We start from the raw sequence: 16,435 nt of genomic DNA, 5'->3' as shown, positions 1-16,435 counted from the left end.
TTTTCAGGATCCTCTAACTAAAAAGTTTTAAAGGGACTAAAGCTTAAGCTTTGTTCTTTGCAATGATTTCGTCAGCGACGTTTTTCGGCGCTTCCGCGTACTTCAGGAATTCCATGGTGTAGGTAGCACGGCCCTGGGTAGCAGAACGCAGGTCAGTGGCGTAACCGAACATTTCGGCCAGCGGCACTTCCGCGTTAACAACTTTGCCGGACGCGTTCTCGTCCATGCCCTGGATCAGGCCGCGACGACGGTTCAGGTCGCCTACTACGTCACCCATGTTCTCTTCCGGGGTAACCACTTCTACCTTCATTACCGGCTCGAGCAGTACAGCACCGCCCACGTCTGCCAGTTTCTTGGTAGCCATGGAGCCCGCGATCTTGAACGCCATTTCGTTGGAGTCAACATCGTGGAAAGAGCCGTCATACAGGGTAGCCTTCAGGCCCAGCAGCGGGTAGCCAGCCAGAACACCGTTCTGCATCTGCTCTTCAATACCCTTGTTTACCGCCGGGATGTACTCCTTCGGTACCACACCACCAACGATCTCGTTGACGAATTCCAGACCTTCAGCGGACTCGTCCTCTGCCGGCTCAAATTTCACCCAAACGTGACCGTACTGACCGCGACCACCGGACTGACGAACGAACTTGCCTTCGATCTCAGAGGTGTTGCGGATGGTTTCACGGTAGGCAACCTGCGGCTTACCGATGTTGGCTTCAACGTTGAACTCACGACGCATGCGGTCAACGATGATGTCCAGGTGCAGCTCACCCATACCGGAGATGATGGTCTGGCCAGTCTCTTCGTCGGTCTTAACGCGGAAAGACGGGTCTTCCTGAGCCAGTTTGCCCAGTGCGATACCCATTTTTTCCTGGTCCGGCTTGGACTTCGGCTCTACCGCTACGGAGATTACCGGCTCCGGGAACTCCATGCGCTCGAGAACGATTTTGGCGTCTTCAGAACACAGGGTGTCACCAGTGGTCACATCTTTCAGGCCGATAGCCGCAGCGATGTCACCTGCCAGTACTTCTTTGATTTCCTGACGGTCGTTGGAGTGCATCTGCACCATACGGCCGACACGCTCTTTCTTCTGCTTCACGGAGTTGTATACCGCGGTGCCGCTTTCCAGCTTACCGGAGTAAACACGGAAGAAAGTCAGAGTACCAACGAAGGGGTCGGTAGCAATTTTGAACGCCAGTGCCGCGAACGGCGCATTGTCGTCAGCTTCACGGGTTTCAACGGTTTCTTCTGCGTCGAGCAGAGTACCTTCGATCGCCTTAACCTGGTTCGGCGCCGGCAGGAATTCGATAACCGCGTCCAGCATGGCCTGTACGCCCTTGTTCTTGAACGCAGAGCCGCCCAGAACCGGTACGATTTCGTTAGCCAGGGTACGCTGACGGATCGCTGACTTGATCTCTTCTTCGGTCAGCTCACCTTCTTCCAGGTACTTTTCCATCAGCTCTTCGGTCGCTTCCGCAGCCGCTTCAACCAGGAACTCGCGCATTTCGTCGCACTCGTCCTGCATATCGGCCGGGATATCGCCGTATTCGAAAGTCATGCCCATGTCATCTTCGTTCCACAGGATGGCTTTCATTTTGATCAGGTCTACAACGCCCTTGAACTCGTCTTCGGAGCCAATGGTCATTTGCAGAGGTACAGCGTTCGCATTCAGGCGATCTTTCAGCTGGCCCACAACCTTGCGGAAGTCCGCACCGGCACGGTCCATCTTGTTTACGAATACCATGCGCGGTACTTCGTACTTGTTCGCCTGGCGCCATACGGTTTCGGTCTGAGGCTGAACGCCGGAAGAGCCGCACAGTACAACGACCGCGCCATCGAGAACACGCAGGGAACGCTCTACTTCAATGGTGAAGTCAACGTGTCCCGGGGTGTCGATGATGTTTACGCGATGCTGCGGAAACTGCTGCTGCATACCAGCCCAGAAACAGGTGGTTGCTGCAGAGGTAATGGTGATACCGCGCTCTTGTTCCTGCTCCATCCAGTCCATGGTTGCGGCGCCTTCGTGCACCTCACCAATTTTATGGGACAGACCAGTGTAGAACAGTACGCGCTCGGTAGTCGTGGTTTTACCGGCGTCTACGTGAGCGCAGATACCGATATTACGATAGCGTTCGATAGGCGTTTTACGTGCCACAATTGTATCCTCGATATAACGGCAAAAGGCAGCCAGGCCCGACGTTTAAAAAACTGGCCCTGCTGCCTTTCGGTTTTAATTGCCGATGTAAATATTCATCAGACTTAGAAGCGCCACTATCTTAGAAACGATAGTGAGAGAACGCCTTGTTGGCTTCCGCCATACGGTGCACGTCTTCACGCTTCTTGACCGCGCCGCCCTTGTTCTGGGATGCATCGATCATTTCATTGGCCAGACGCTGGGCCATAGACTTCTCACCGCGCTTACGGGAGAAATCTACCAGCCAGCGCATTGCCAGCGCGGTACGACGTGCAGGACGCACTTCTACCGGCACCTGGTAGGTAGCACCACCAACACGACGGGACTTTACTTCCACCATCGGGGCGATGTTTTCCAGGGACTCTTCAAAAATTTCAATCGGATCTTTGTTCAGCTTTTCTGAAACCAGATCCAGTGCACCGTAAACGATGCTTTCTGCCACGGACTTCTTACCAGAGATCATGACATGGTTCATGAACTTGGCCAGAGTCACGTTCCCAAACTTGGGATCGGGCAGTACTTCGCGCTTGGCGACTACTCGTCTTCTTGGCATGGGATTGCCTCTCTTCAGGGTTACTCTGAGATGCCGCCGCATTCGCTATTAAATAGCATCTACAAATCGGCGAGCTCAGCCTTACTCCGGTTATTCGTTAAACCGAAACGCAAATTGACCTTGGGGAATTATCCCTTAGGACGCTTGGCACCGTACTTAGAACGGCCCTGCTTGCGATCGTTTACGCCGGCACAGTCAAGTGCACCGCGTACAGTGTGGTAGCGCACACCCGGCAGGTCTTTTACACGACCGCCGCGAATCAGCACCACGCTGTGCTCCTGCAGGTTGTGGCCTTCACCGCCGATGTACGAAGTTACTTCGAAACCGTTGGTCAGGCGCACACGACAAACTTTACGCAGTGCGGAGTTCGGCTTCTTCGGTGTAGTGGTATACACACGAGTACAAACTCCACGGCGCTGCGGGCAAGCTTGCAGTGCAGGCACGTCGCTTTTTTCAACTTTGCGTTTTCTCGGCTTACGAACCAACTGGTTGATCGTTGCCATTAAAAATCACTCCAAAATAAAACGCCCCCACCAATTACAGCAGTGAGGGCCTATCGTCAGTGCGCGATATCTGGACGAATCCAAGGACCGTCAGACAATCGCACCCCATTAGCGGGGGCCGCATTCTATAAACGCGGCATCCCCGAGTCAACCACCAAGCGAAGTAAACACTCACATCGCCTGGCTATTGCGATCCGGAACTGACCGAAAGACGCCTTACAGACAGAACCTTTCAGTCAGACTACTCCGTTTCGTTGACCTTACTCCCCGGAAGATTTCAGGGCTTCGGTCAGCGCCGCTTCCACCTCTTCTGCAGACGGACCTTCGGCAAAGCCTTGGGTCTGCTGCTGAGTGCGCTTGCGCTTGCGCTCGGCGTGATAGGCAAGGCCGGTACCGGCCGGGATCAAACGACCCACCACCACGTTTTCTTTCAGGCCACGCAGGTTATCGCCCTTACCGGTTACCGCCGCTTCGGTCAGTACGCGGGTGGTCTCCTGGAAGGAGGCCGCGGACAGGAAGGACTCGGTCGCCAGAGACGCTTTGGTGATACCCAGCAGCAGGCGCTCGAACTGCGCCGGTTGCTTGCCTTCGGCACGCAGACGCTCGTTCTCTTCCACCACACGCTGGTATTCCACCTGATCACCCTTGATGAACTCGGAGTCGCCCATCTCGAGGATCTCAACCTTACGCAGCATCTGACGCACAATGGTTTCAATGTGCTTGTCGTTGATGCCTACACCCTGAAGGCGGTAAACCTCCTGGATTTCATTGGTAATGTAGCGCGCCAGCTCTTCCACGCCCTTCAGGCGCAGAATGTCGTGCGGGTTGGACGGGCCATCGGAGATCACCTCGCCCTTCTCTACGGTTTCACCTTCGAACACGGTCAGCTGACGATGCTTCGGAATCAGTACTTCGTAGTGATCCTTGCCATTGGCCAGCGGCTTGCCGTCCTGCGGGGTGATCTGCAGGCGAACCTTGCCTTTGGTCTCTTTACCGAAGGAAACGGTACCGGAGATTTCCGCCAGGATGGACGGCTCTTTCGGCTTACGCGCTTCGAACAGGTCCGCAACACGCGGCAGACCACCGGTGATGTCCTTGGTACCGCCAGATTCCTGCGGAATACGTGCGATGACATCACCCACATTCACCTTGTCGCTGTCCTTCAGGCTCAGGATCGCGCGCGGCGGCAGTGCGTAGTGCGCCGGTGCGTTGGAGTTCGCCAGGGTCAGCTCTTCGCCGTTCTCGTCGACCAGGGTCACCGCCGGACGCAGGTCTTTACCCGCCGCCGGGCGCTCTGCCGGATCGATCACCTCGATAGAGGACAGGCCGGTAATTTCGTCAGTCTGCTTGCGAATAGACAGACCTTCTTCCATGCCGGACAGCTTCACCCAACCGGCAACCTCGGTGATGATCGGGTGGGTGTGCGGGTCCCACTTGGCCACGATCTGGCCACCGTCGATGCTGGAACCTTCGTCAACGCTGATAATCGCACCGTAAGGCAGCTTGTAGCGCTCACGCTCGCGACCGGCGGAGTCCGCAACTGCCAGCTCACCAGAACGGGAAACCGCAACCAGGTTGCCCGCTTCTGTTTTCACAGTCTTCAGGTTGTGCAGACGCACGGTACCGGCCTGCTTGACCTGAATGCTGTCCGCAGCAGAAGCACGGCTTGCCGCACCACCGATGTGGAAGGTACGCATGGTCAGCTGGGTGCCCGGTTCACCGATGGACTGTGCAGCAACAACGCCCACAGACTCACCCGGGTTGGCGCGATGGCCACGGGCCAGGTCACGGCCGTAACACTGGGCACAGATACCGTGTGCAGTCTCACAGGTAATCGCGGAGCGAACGATCACTTCGTCGATACCCATACCTTCGATGCGCTCAACCCAGGCTTCGTCGATCATGGTACCGGCCGGTACCGCAATCTCTTCGCTGCCAGGCTTGGCCACGTCGCGCGCAACCACACGACCGAGGATACGGTCACCCAGGGATTCGATCACGTCACCACCTTCGATCACCGGCGCCATGGTCAGACCTTCGTCGGTGCCACAGTCGATTTCGGTGATCACCACGTCCTGCGCCACGTCAACCAGACGACGGGTCAGGTAACCGGAGTTCGCGGTTTTCAGTGCGGTATCCGCCAGACCTTTACGCGCACCGTGGGTCGAGATGAAGTACTGCAGTACGCTCAGACCTTCACGGAAGTTCGCGGTAATGGCGTTTTCGATAATCGAGCCATCTGGACGCGCCATCAGGCCACGCATACCGGCCAGCTGACGAATCTGCGCTTCAGAGCCCCGTGCGCCGGAGTCAGCGTACATGTATACGGAGTTGAAGGAGTCCTGCTCGGTGTCGTTACCCTCGCGATCCACCACCGGCTCTTTCTTGATACCGGCCATCATCGCCTGGGTAACCTTGTCGTTGGTGCGGGACCAAACGTCGATTACCTTGTTGTATTTCTCACCCGCGGTCACAAGACCGGAGGCAAACTGGCTTTCGATCTCTTTTACTTCTGCTTCTGCAGTCGCAATCAGGTCAGCCTTGGCTGCCGGGATCTCGAAGTCGTTCACACCAATGGAGGAACCAGACTTGGTGGAGAAGTCGAAACCGGTGTACATCAGCTGGTCAGCGAAGATAACGGTCGCCTTCAGACCCACCTTACGGTAACACTCGTTCAGTACGCGGGAGATCGCCTTCTTCTTCATCGGCTGGTTCACCAGCTCGAACGGCAGGCCTTCCGGTACGATGTTCCACAGCAGCGCGCGGCCAACGGTGGTGTCGTAGACGGTACGGGATACGTGCTTCTCGCCGTCTTCACCGATCACAGTCTCGTCGATACGCACCTTAATCTTCGCCTGCAGGCCAACCTGCTTGGCGTAGAAAGCACGGCTCACTTCTTTGATATCGGAGAAGGACATGCCTTCGCCTTTATCGTTGACGCGCTCACGGGTCATCCAGTACAGACCCAGTACCACGTCCTGGGACGGTACGATGATCGGCTCACCGTTTGCCGGCGACAGGATGTTGTTGGTGGACATCATCAGCGCGCGGGATTCCAGCTGCGCTTCAATGGTCAGCGGTACGTGTACCGCCATCTGGTCACCGTCGAAGTCGGCGTTGTACGCCGCACACACCAGCGGGTGCAGCTGAATCGCTTTACCTTCAATCAGTACCGGCTCAAATGCCTGGATGCCCAGACGGTGCAGCGTCGGTGCACGGTTCAGCAGTACCGGGTGCTCGCGAATCACTTCGTCGAGAATATCCCAGACCACCGCTTCTTCGCGCTCGACCATTTTCTTGGCCGCTTTGATGGTGGTTGCCAGGCCGCGCGCTTCCAGCTTGCCGAAAATAAACGGCTTGAACAGCTCGAGAGCCATCTTCTTCGGCAGACCACACTGGTGCAGACGCAGGGTCGGACCTACCACGATCACGGAACGACCGGAGTAATCCACACGCTTACCGAGCAGGTTCTGACGGAAACGACCCTGCTTACCTTTGATCATGTCTGCCAGGGACTTCAGCGGGCGCTTGTTGGAGCCAGTGATGGCGCGGCCGCGACGGCCGTTATCCAGCAGTGCGTCCACAGACTCCTGCAGCATACGCTTTTCGTTGCGCACGATGATGTCCGGCGCATTCAGCTCGAGCAGGCGCTTCAGACGGTTGTTACGGTTGATCACGCGACGGTACAGGTCGTTCAGGTCGGAGGTCGCGAAGCGGCCACCGTCCAGCGGTACCAGCGGGCGCAGATCCGGCGGCAGAACCGGCAGTGCCTGCATGATCATCCACTCCGGCTTGTTGCCGGACTTGTAGAAGGCTTCCAGCAGCTTGAGGCGCTTGGACAGCTTCTTGATCTTGGTTTCAGAGTTGGTCGCCGGGATTTCTTCGCGCAGACGCTGGATTTCCTGGGGCAGGTCGATGTCGTTCATCAGCTCCTGGATGGCTTCCGCACCCATTTTCGCTTCGAACTCATCGGCGAACTCTTCCATCGCTTCGAAGTACTGTTCGTCGTTCAGCAGCTGGCCGCGCTCCAGGGTAGTCATACCCGGATCGGTCACAACGTAAGATTCGAAGTACAGTACGCGCTCGATGTCGCGCAGGGTCATGTCCAGCAGCAGGCCGATACGGGACGGCAGGGACTTCAGGAACCAGATGTGCGCAACCGGACTGGCCAGCTCGATGTGGCCCATACGCTCACGGCGTACTTTCGCCTTGGTTACTTCAACGCCGCACTTCTCACAGATGATGCCGCGGTGCTTCATGCGCTTGTACTTTCCGCACAGGCACTCGTAGTCCTTTACCGGGCCAAAAATCTTGGCACAGAACAGACCTTCACGTTCCGGCTTGAACGTACGGTAGTTGATGGTCTCCGGCTTTTTCACTTCGCCGTAGGACCAGGAGCGAATCGTGTCCGGCGATGCCAGACCGATACGGATAGCGTCAAATTCTTCGAGCTGATCCTGGGCTTTCACCAGGTTTAACAAATCTTTCAAGGCCTTTCCTCCACTAGGGGGTAGTCATCCCGGCCAACTGCCTCTGGGGCCGGGAGGGCCGGTGGTGGCCATTGCTGCGAGCCACCACCGGTCTCTGTCTACTAAATCCGATTAATACCAGTGTTATTCGTTTTCCAGCTCGAAGTTCATGCCGAGCGAGCGGATCTCTTTAACCAGTACGTTGAAGGATTCGGGCATGCCCGGTTCCATGCGGTGGTCGCCATCCACGATGTTTTTATACATCTTGGTACGACCTTCAACGTCATCGGATTTGACCGTGAGCATTTCCTGCAGGGTGTAAGCAGCACCGTATGCTTCCAGTGCCCACACCTCCATCTCACCGAAGCGCTGACCACCGAACTGCGCCTTACCACCCAGCGGCTGCTGGGTAACCAGGCTGTAAGAACCGGTAGAACGCGCGTGCATCTTGTCGTCTACCAGGTGGTTCAGCTTCAGCATGTACATGTAGCCAACGGTTACCGGACGCTCGAAGGCATCACCGGTACGGCCATCGTACAGGGTGATCTGGCCGGAATCCGGGATGTCAGCCAGACGCAGCAGCTTCTTGATCTCGGGCTCAGCAGCGCCGTCGAATACCGGGGTCGCCATAGGTACACCGCGACGCAGGTTTTCGGACATGGACAGCACTTCTTCGTCAGACAGCTCGTCCAGCTCTTCCTTGCGGCCGCCGGTGGAGTTGTAGACTTCTTCCAGGAAGCCACGGATCTTCGCCGCTTCCTGCTTTTCCTTGATCATGCGATCAATTTTCACGCCCAGGCCTTTCGCCGCCATGCCCAGGTGCATTTCCAGTACCTGACCAACGTTCATACGAGACGGAACACCCAGCGGGTTCAGAACCACGTCTACCGGCTCACCGTTCTCGTCGTACGGCATGTCTTCCACCGGCTTGATCACGGAGATAACACCTTTGTTACCGTGACGACCGGCCATCTTGTCACCAGGCTGGATGCGACGCTTGATCGCCAGGTACACCTTGACGATTTTCAGTACGCCCGGCGCCAGATCGTCGCCAGATTCCAGTTTCTTCTTCTTGTCTTCAAACTGCTCGTCCAGCAGCTTGCGACGATCGCTCAGCTGAGCTTCCGCTTTTTCCAGCTGCTCGTTCAGGCTCTCTTCTGCCATGCGCAGTTTGAACCAGTCTTCGCGTGGCAGTTCGGACAGGATCTCGGAGGTCAGCACGTCGCCTTTCTTGACGCCTTTACCGCCGGCAACTTTCTGGCCTTCCAGAGCCGCCGCCAGACGCTCGAAGGTCGCGCCTTCAACGATGCGGTATTCTTCGTTCAGGTCTTTGCGCACTTCGTCCAGCTGCGCCTTCTCGATGGCGAGAGAGCGCTGGTCTTTCTGCAGACCGTCGCGGGTGAAGACCTGTACGTCGATCACGGTACCGCGGGTGCCGGAAGGCGCACGCAGAGAAGTGTCTTTAACGTCAGAGGCTTTCTCACCGAAGATCGCACGCAGCAGTTTTTCTTCCGGCGTCAGCTGGGCTTCACCTTTCGGGGTCACCTTACCGACCAGAATGTCACCAGCGCCCACTTCCGCACCGATGTAAACGATGCCGGACTCATCCAGTTTGTTCAGCGCAGATTCGCCCACGTTGGGAATATCCGCGGTGATTTCCTCACTGCCCAGCTTGGTGTCACGGGCAATACAGGTCAGTTCCTGAATGTGGATGGTGGTGAAGCGGTCTTCCTGTACCACACGTTCGGATACCAGGATGGAATCCTCAAAGTTGTAACCGTTCCAGGGCATGAACGCGATGCGCATGTTCTGGCCCAGCGCCAACTCACCCAGGTCGACAGAAGGACCGTCGGCGAGGATATCGCCACGCGCAACCACGTCACCGGTCTTCACGATCGGGCGCTGGTTGATACAGGTGTTCTGGTTAGAGCGGGTGTACTTGGTCAGACCATACAGATCCACACCAGCGTCACCGGCTTCTACTTCGTCATTGTGCACACGCACAACCACACGGCTGGCATCAACACGCTCGATCACGCCACCGCGCTTGGCCACGATACATACGCCGGAGTCACGCGCGACGGTGCGCTCCATGCCAGTACCAACCAGCGGCTTGTCGGCACGCAGAGTCGGCACCGCCTGACGCTGCATGTTGGAACCCATGAGTGCACGGTTCGCATCATCGTGTTCCAGGAACGGGATCATCGCCGCCGCCACGGACACTACCTGACGGGCGGATACGTCCATGTACTGGATTTCGTCCGGCGTCTTCAGGGTGAATTCGTACTGGTGACGCACGCTTACCAGGTCATCGGTAAAGCGACCGTTTTCATCCACTTCTGCGGAAGCCTGTGCAACAACGTAGTTGGCTTCGTTGATCGCAGACAGGTATTCGATCTCGTCGGTTACCTTGCCGTCTACCACTTTGCGATACGGGCTTTCCAGGAAGCCGTAGTGGTTGGCACGGGCATAGGTCGCCAGGGAGTTGATCAGACCAATGTTCGGACCTTCCGGCGTTTCAATCGGACATACGCGGCCGTAGTGGGTCGGGTGCACGTCGCGCACCTCAAAGCCCGCACGCTCACGGGTCAGACCACCTGGGCCCAGTGCCGAGACACGACGCTTGTGGGTAACTTCCGACAGCGGGTTGTTCTGGTCCATAAACTGGGACAGCTGGGAGGAACCAAAGAATTCCTTCACCGCAGCAGCCACCGGCTTGGCGTTGATCAGATCCTGCGGCATCAGGCCTTCGGACTCGGCCATGGACAGACGCTCTTTTACCGCGCGCTCTACGCGCACCAGACCAACACGGAACTGGTTTTCGGCCATCTCGCCCACGGAACGCACACGACGGTTACCAAGATGATCGATATCGTCGACCATGCCGCGACCGTTGCGGATCTCAATCAGGGTCTTCAGAACATCAACGATATCGTCTTTGCTCAGAGTGCCCTCACCGGTCTCATCTTCACGGTTGAGACGACGGTTGAACTTCATGCGGCCTACCGCAGAAAGGTCGTAGCGCTCGTCTGAGAAGAACAGGTTCTCGAACAGGGACTCGGCAGATTCTTTGGTGGGCGGCTCGCCCGGGCGCATCATGCGGTAGATTTCCACCAGTGCTTCCAGCTCGGTGCGGGAAGGGTCTGCGCGCAGGGTGTCGGAAATGAAAGGACCGCAGTCCAGGTCATTGGTATACAGGGTATTGAAGCTGCCGACATTCATCAGGCGCAGCTTGGTGATCACCTCTTCGGTGATCTCGGCATTTGCCTCAACCACAACTTCACCGGTGGCTTCATCAATTACGTCATGGGCCAGTACACGGCCGTAGGCGTAAGAGATCGGCGCTTCCAATTTTTCAACACCGGCTTTTTCCAGCTGGCGAATGTGGCGCGGCGTGATACGACGGCCTTCTTCGACGATCACCTTGCCGCTGCCATCCTTGATGTCGAAGGAGGCAACATCACCGCGCAGGCGGGAAGGAATCAGGTCCAGGCTGACGGTTTCGTCGTTCAGGGTGAACTTGCTGGTGTCGAAGAACATTTCCAGCATTTCTTGCGAGCTGTAACCCAGCGCGCGCAGCAGGATAGTCGCCGGCAGCTTACGACGACGGTCGATACGTACGTACACCAGATCTTTCGGGTCGAACTCGAAGTCCAGCCAGGAGCCACGGTAAGGAATTACCCGTGCGGCGTACAGCAACTTACCGGAAGAATGGGTCTTACCTTTATCGTGGTCGAAGAATACACCCGGGGAGCGGTGCAGCTGGGACACGATAACACGCTCGGTACCGTTGATTACGAAGGTACCGTTTTCAGTCATGAGCGGAATTTCGCCCATGTACACTTCCTGCTCTTTGATGTCCTTGATGGACTTATTCGCAGATTCTTTATCGTAAATAATCAGACGAACGCGCACACGCAGTGGGCACGCGTAAGTGACGCCGCGCAGGGTACACTCTTTTACATCAAAGGCAGGCTTGCCGAGGGTGTAGCTCACATATTCCAGTGCGGCATTGCCAGAGTAGCTGACAATTGGAAATACAGACTTGAACGCCGCCTGCAGGCCGATGTCCAGGCGCTCATCCGGGCGCGTGTCGGCCTGAGTAAATTTGCGATACGAGTCCAGCTGTATCGCAAGCAGGAAAGGCACGTCCATGACCTTAGGCAGTTTGCCAAAATCCTTGCGGATACGTTTTTTCTCAGTGTATGAGTAAGCCATTCATATTCCCCAGCTTGATCGGTGACAAGACTTCATCAGAGCTGCGGTCAGCAACCTGACGTTACGCAGCCCATCCGGGCGAGAAGTCTCTGCACATTGCGCTACGCTTTAAGGACTGACCAAAAAACATACCACCCTGTGCACAAACCTCTCGGTTTGTTTGCCGTTTACGTTGCGAACTGCTCCTCACCAGTGGCGGGAAAAGCCCCATGCCGCAAACGGCAAAAAGGCCGGCGGACAAAAGTCCACCAGCCTTTCCGCCAGCAACCGTTAACCGGTCACCGGCGGTAATGTGTAAAACCGAATTACTTCAGTTCTACAGTAGCGCCAGCTTCTTCCAGCTCTTTCTTCGCTGCTTCGGCTTCGTCTTTGGAAACGCCTTCTTTCAGCGGGCTCGGAGCACCGTCTACCAGCGCCTTGGCTTCTTTCAGGCCCAGACCGGTGATGCCGCGAACAGCCTTGATCACGTTTACTTTCTTGTCGCCAGCAGAGGACAGAATTACGTCGAATTCGTCTTTCTCTTCTGCAGCAGCTTCGCCGCCAGCCGGGCCCGCCATAACAGCAGCAGCTGCAGTTACGCCGAATTTCTCTTCCATAGCTTCGATCAGCTCAACAACGTCCTTAACGGACATTTCGGCGATCGCATTGATGATATCTTCTTTAGTCAGAGACATGAGTTAGTACCTGATTTCGTGTGAGCAGGAAACTGCTCGTAATTTCTATAAAAAGTGGATAACTGCCATTTCGCTTTTGCGAAAAAATTAAGCAGCTTCCTGCTCTTTCTGGTCGCGAACGGCCGCAATAGTGCGAACCAGTTTGCCAGCGGATGCTTCTTTCATGCAGCTCATCAGCTTAGCGATTGCTTCATCGTACGTCGGCAGGCTTGCCAACAGAGCGATGTCAGTCGCTACGCCTTCGAAGGCGGCACCTTTCAGCTCCAGCTTGTCATTGTCTTTCGCGAACGCCTTGAGGATGCGCGCGCCGGCACCCGGGTGTTCGTTAGAGAAAGCAATGATGCTGGGACCTACGAACGTCTCGATCAGACATTCGAATTCGGTACCGGCCAGAGCGCGACGCGCCAGAGTATTGCGGACGACTTTTAACCAAACGCCGTTCTCGCGAGCCTCTTTGCGCAGGGCAGTCATGTCATTCACGGTTACGCCACGGGAATCCGCAACAACCGCAGACAGAGCACCCTCAGCAGCCTGCTGGACTTCCGCGACAATCGCTTTCTTGTCTACGAGTCCAATAGCCATAGTGTCACTCCTGGATTTGAAAAAAGATTGGAATCAAATGAACCCAACCCGTTCCGGTGCAAAAAGCTCAAATCCAGTAAAAATACTGGTTTGGGCAACACCGTCTGCGTAGGCTCGCACTCACTGTTGGCCAACCTGGCCGGAGCGCGGATTAAGCGGGGAGCATTTAAACCTCAAATACCCACCGCACCTACGGTCTTTGACGGCCCGCCGCACTGCCCAAGCGATGCGGCGAACCCCAAAGTTCTTTTACAATCTGGCGCAGTAATTACTGTATGTAACTTACTTAACGTCCAGAGTAGCCTGATCGAGAACCAGACCCGGGCCCATGGTGGTGCTCAGGGTGATCTTCTTCAGGTATACGCCCTTGGCAGAAGCCGGCTTGGCCTTTTTCAGGTCCGCAACCAGTGCTTCCAGGTTTTCTTTCAGCGCGTTCGCGTCGAAAGACACCTTGCCGATGCCGCCGTGAATGATGCCGCCTTTGTCAGCGCGGAAACGCACCTGACCAGCTTTTGCATTCTTAACCGCAGTCGCTACGTCCGGGGTAACGGTGCCGGTTTTCGGGTTCGGCATCAGGCCGCGCGGGCCGAGAATCTGACCCAGCTGACCAACAACGCGCATCGCGTCCGGAGAGGCCACAACTACGTCGAAATCCATCTTGCCAGCTTTAACTTCTGCTGCCAGCTCGTCCATACCAACGATGTCAGCACCCGCTTCTTTCGCGGCGTCGGCGTTGGCACCCTGGGTGAATACAGCAACGCGTACTTCTTTACCGGTACCGTGCGGCAGGGTGGTCGCACCGCGAACAGCCTGGTCGGATTTACGCGGATCAATACCCAGATTGATCGCCGCATCTACGGTTTCAGAGAACTTAACGTTGGAGAACTCTTTCAGCAGCGCTACTGCTTCGTCGATACCGTAAGCTTTGCCAGCTTCCAGTTTTTCAGCCATTGCGCGCTGACGCTTGGTCAATTTAGCCACTTACAGACCCTCCACTTCGATACCGGCACTGCGAGCAGAACCAGCGATGGTGCGCACCGCTGCGTCCATGTCGGATGCAGTCAGGTCTGCCTTTTTCATTTCAACGATTTCTTCGAGCTGAGCACGGGTCACGGTACCGACTTTCTCGGTGTTCGGACGGCCAGAACCGCTCTTGATCTTGGCAGCCTTGCGCAGCAGAACCGCGGCGGGCGGCGACTTCATGATGAAGGTGAAGGAGCGATCGTTGTAAACAGAGATCACTACCGGCACCGGCAGGCCTGGCTCCAGGCTCTGGGTCTGTGCGTTGAACGCTTTACAGAACTCCATGATGTTTACGCCGTGCTGACCCAGTGCAGGACCAACGGGGGGGCTTGGGTTGGCCTGACCGGCCTTAACTTGCAGCTTGATGTAAGCTTCTACTTTCTTAGCCATTACAGCTTCCTCTTTAACTGGGTATTAGCGCCTGCGCTGTACACTTATACAAACGTGCAACGCTCGGCTCCCCTGTTTCCCCATCTACCCAAAGCTTTCCAGCACTTGGTTTTCAGGGACGCGAAAGCCCTCTTCCGCCGAAACGAAAGAGGGCCGAATCCTTTCAGCTCGAAATCAGCTCTTTTCTACCTGGCTGAATTCAAGCTCTACTGGTGTGGAGCGACCGAAGATCAACACCGCCACGCGCAGGCGGCTCTTCTCGTAGTTGACTTCTTCAACCACACCATTGAAATCATTAAACGGACCGTCGATAACACGCACCATCTCACCCGGCTCAAACAGCGTCTTGGGCTTGGGCTTATCAACAGAGTCGTCGATGCGATTCAGAATCGCCTGAGCTTCACGATCGGTAATCGGTGCCGGCTTGTCCGCCTTGCCACCAATAAAGCCCAGCACACGCGGGGTCTCTTTGACCAGGTGCCAGGTGTCGTCGTTCAACTCCATTTCCACCAGCACGTAGCCGGGGAAGAATTTACGCTCACTCTTGCGCTTTTGACCGGCACGCATTTCCACCACTTCCTCGGTGGGCACCAGCACCTCACCAAAGAGATGGTCCATTTCGTGCAGTTCAATGCGCTCCTTGAGAGTGTTTTTTACACGCTTCTCGTAGCCGGAGTAGGCCTGAACCACATACCAATGCTTTGCCATGGATTAACCTTTAGCCAATGATCTTGGAAGCAATCCAGCCGAGACCGGAGTCCAACGCCCAGAGAATGACCGCCATCAGCAGCACAAACACAACCACAATCAAGGTGGTCTGGGTTGCTTCTTGACGGGTGGGCCATACTACCCGGCGCACTTCATTTTGCGCTTCCCGCAGCAGATTCCAGAAGGCATTACCCTTCTCAGTCTGCACCGCCACAAACACCGCAACCAAGCAAAGCGCAACGATTGCGAGCACACGATACAGCAGGGGAATTTCGGCGTAGTAGGAATTACCGGCAACAGCAGCGCCAATTAACGCCACGACTACCAGCCACTTGAGGCCGTCAAGACGAAAGGTTTTCGCCTCTACTTTTGCATTCATACAAAGAAGCCTTTAGTGCGCCCCGATACTGCAAGGCGCCTTTATTGCCTACGACCACAAAGAGCGACAGCAGTACAGGATAGCCCAACTGCAGGCCCCTTGCGGGCATCTGAAAGTTGGCAGGCCAGGAGGGACTCGAACCCCCAACAGCCGGTTTTGGAGACCGGTGCTCTACCAATTGAACTACTGGCCTGAAACACATCCGGAAGCAGGCTGCGCCATCTCCGGAAAAAATGAGGGGCGGATCATACCACCGACCCCAGCATTTGCAAGCGCGACTACAGATTCACATTGTAGTCGCGCTTTTCACCGATTACTCGATGATTTTGGCTACAACGCCAGCACCAACGGTACGGCCACCTTCGCGGATCGCGAAGCGCAGGCCATCTTCCATGGCGATCGGCGCAATCAGGGTAACGGTCATCTGAACGTTATCACCCGGCATTACCATCTCGGTACCTTCTGGCAGTTCACACGCACCAGTTACGTCGGTGGTACGGAAGTAGAACTGCGGACGGTATCCTTTGAAGAACGGGGTGTGACGACCACCCTCGTCCTTGGACAGTACGTACACTTCCGCTTCGAACTTGGTGTGCGGGGTGATGGAGCCCGGCTTAGCCAGAACCTGACCACGCTCAACTTCGTCACGCTTGGTACCACGCAGCAGCGCACCAATGTTCTCACCAGCGCGGCCTTCGTCCAGCAGCTTGCGGAACATTTCTACACCAGTACAGGTAGTAGTGGT

Annotated in this window: 12 protein-coding genes and 1 tRNA gene; all 13 read right to left on the bottom strand. The window is 56.2% G+C overall.

Features of this window, described 5'->3' with window-relative positions; translation table 11 throughout:
- Nucleotides 1-43 precede the first annotated feature (43 nt).
- Nucleotides 44-2,152, bottom strand: a complete 2,109-nt coding sequence (gene fusA / locus AS89_RS0100845) for an elongation factor G (protein WP_010130335.1) — start codon at nt 2,150-2,152, stop codon at nt 44-46.
- Between the two features lie 121 nt (nt 2,153-2,273).
- Nucleotides 2,274-2,744 (bottom strand): 30S ribosomal protein S7, encoded by a 471-nt coding sequence (gene rpsG / locus AS89_RS0100840; RefSeq protein WP_010130334.1) that lies wholly within the window; start codon nt 2,742-2,744, stop codon nt 2,274-2,276.
- Nucleotides 2,745-2,872: 128 nt separating this feature from the next.
- The gene (rpsL, locus tag AS89_RS0100835) at nt 2,873-3,247 is read right to left on the bottom strand and encodes a 30S ribosomal protein S12 (RefSeq protein WP_010130332.1); all 375 of its coding nucleotides are present in this window, start codon (nt 3,245-3,247) and stop codon (nt 2,873-2,875) included.
- A gap of 260 nt (nt 3,248-3,507) precedes the next feature.
- Nucleotides 3,508-7,737 (bottom strand): DNA-directed RNA polymerase subunit beta', encoded by a 4,230-nt coding sequence (rpoC, locus tag AS89_RS0100830; RefSeq protein ID WP_010130330.1) that lies wholly within the window; start codon nt 7,735-7,737, stop codon nt 3,508-3,510.
- Between the two features lie 123 nt (nt 7,738-7,860).
- Nucleotides 7,861-11,934, bottom strand: coding sequence for a DNA-directed RNA polymerase subunit beta (gene rpoB, locus AS89_RS0100825; protein ID WP_010130329.1), 4,074 nt, complete (start codon nt 11,932-11,934; stop codon nt 7,861-7,863).
- A gap of 305 nt (nt 11,935-12,239) precedes the next feature.
- Nucleotides 12,240-12,608 (bottom strand): 50S ribosomal protein L7/L12, encoded by a 369-nt coding sequence (gene rplL, locus AS89_RS0100820; protein ID WP_010130328.1) that lies wholly within the window; start codon nt 12,606-12,608, stop codon nt 12,240-12,242.
- A gap of 87 nt (nt 12,609-12,695) precedes the next feature.
- Nucleotides 12,696-13,190, bottom strand: a complete 495-nt coding sequence (rplJ, locus tag AS89_RS0100815) for a 50S ribosomal protein L10 (RefSeq protein ID WP_010130327.1) — start codon at nt 13,188-13,190, stop codon at nt 12,696-12,698.
- Between the two features lie 282 nt (nt 13,191-13,472).
- Nucleotides 13,473-14,171, bottom strand: a complete 699-nt coding sequence (gene rplA / locus AS89_RS0100810; protein WP_010130326.1) for a 50S ribosomal protein L1 — start codon at nt 14,169-14,171, stop codon at nt 13,473-13,475.
- Nucleotides 14,172-14,603, bottom strand: coding sequence for a 50S ribosomal protein L11 (gene rplK, locus AS89_RS0100805; protein ID WP_010130325.1), 432 nt, complete (start codon nt 14,601-14,603; stop codon nt 14,172-14,174).
- 174 nt (nt 14,604-14,777) lie between these two features.
- Nucleotides 14,778-15,311, bottom strand: coding sequence for a transcription termination/antitermination protein NusG (nusG, locus tag AS89_RS0100800; protein ID WP_010130324.1), 534 nt, complete (start codon nt 15,309-15,311; stop codon nt 14,778-14,780).
- A gap of 10 nt (nt 15,312-15,321) precedes the next feature.
- The gene (gene secE, locus AS89_RS0100795; protein ID WP_010130322.1) at nt 15,322-15,690 is read right to left on the bottom strand and encodes a preprotein translocase subunit SecE; all 369 of its coding nucleotides are present in this window, start codon (nt 15,688-15,690) and stop codon (nt 15,322-15,324) included.
- A gap of 117 nt (nt 15,691-15,807) precedes the next feature.
- Nucleotides 15,808-15,883 (bottom strand) — tRNA-Trp (locus tag AS89_RS0100790).
- A gap of 120 nt (nt 15,884-16,003) precedes the next feature.
- Nucleotides 16,004-16,435, bottom strand: a 432-nt coding sequence (locus AS89_RS0100785) for an EF-Tu/IF-2/RF-3 family GTPase (RefSeq protein WP_010130320.1), incomplete at its 5' end; no start/stop codon positions are given.

It is taken from the genome of Microbulbifer agarilyticus S89 (assembly GCF_000220505.1).
GTDB lineage: Bacteria > Pseudomonadota > Gammaproteobacteria > Pseudomonadales > Cellvibrionaceae > Microbulbifer > Microbulbifer agarilyticus_B.
This window is presented reverse-complemented; position numbering and strand designations above follow the sequence as displayed.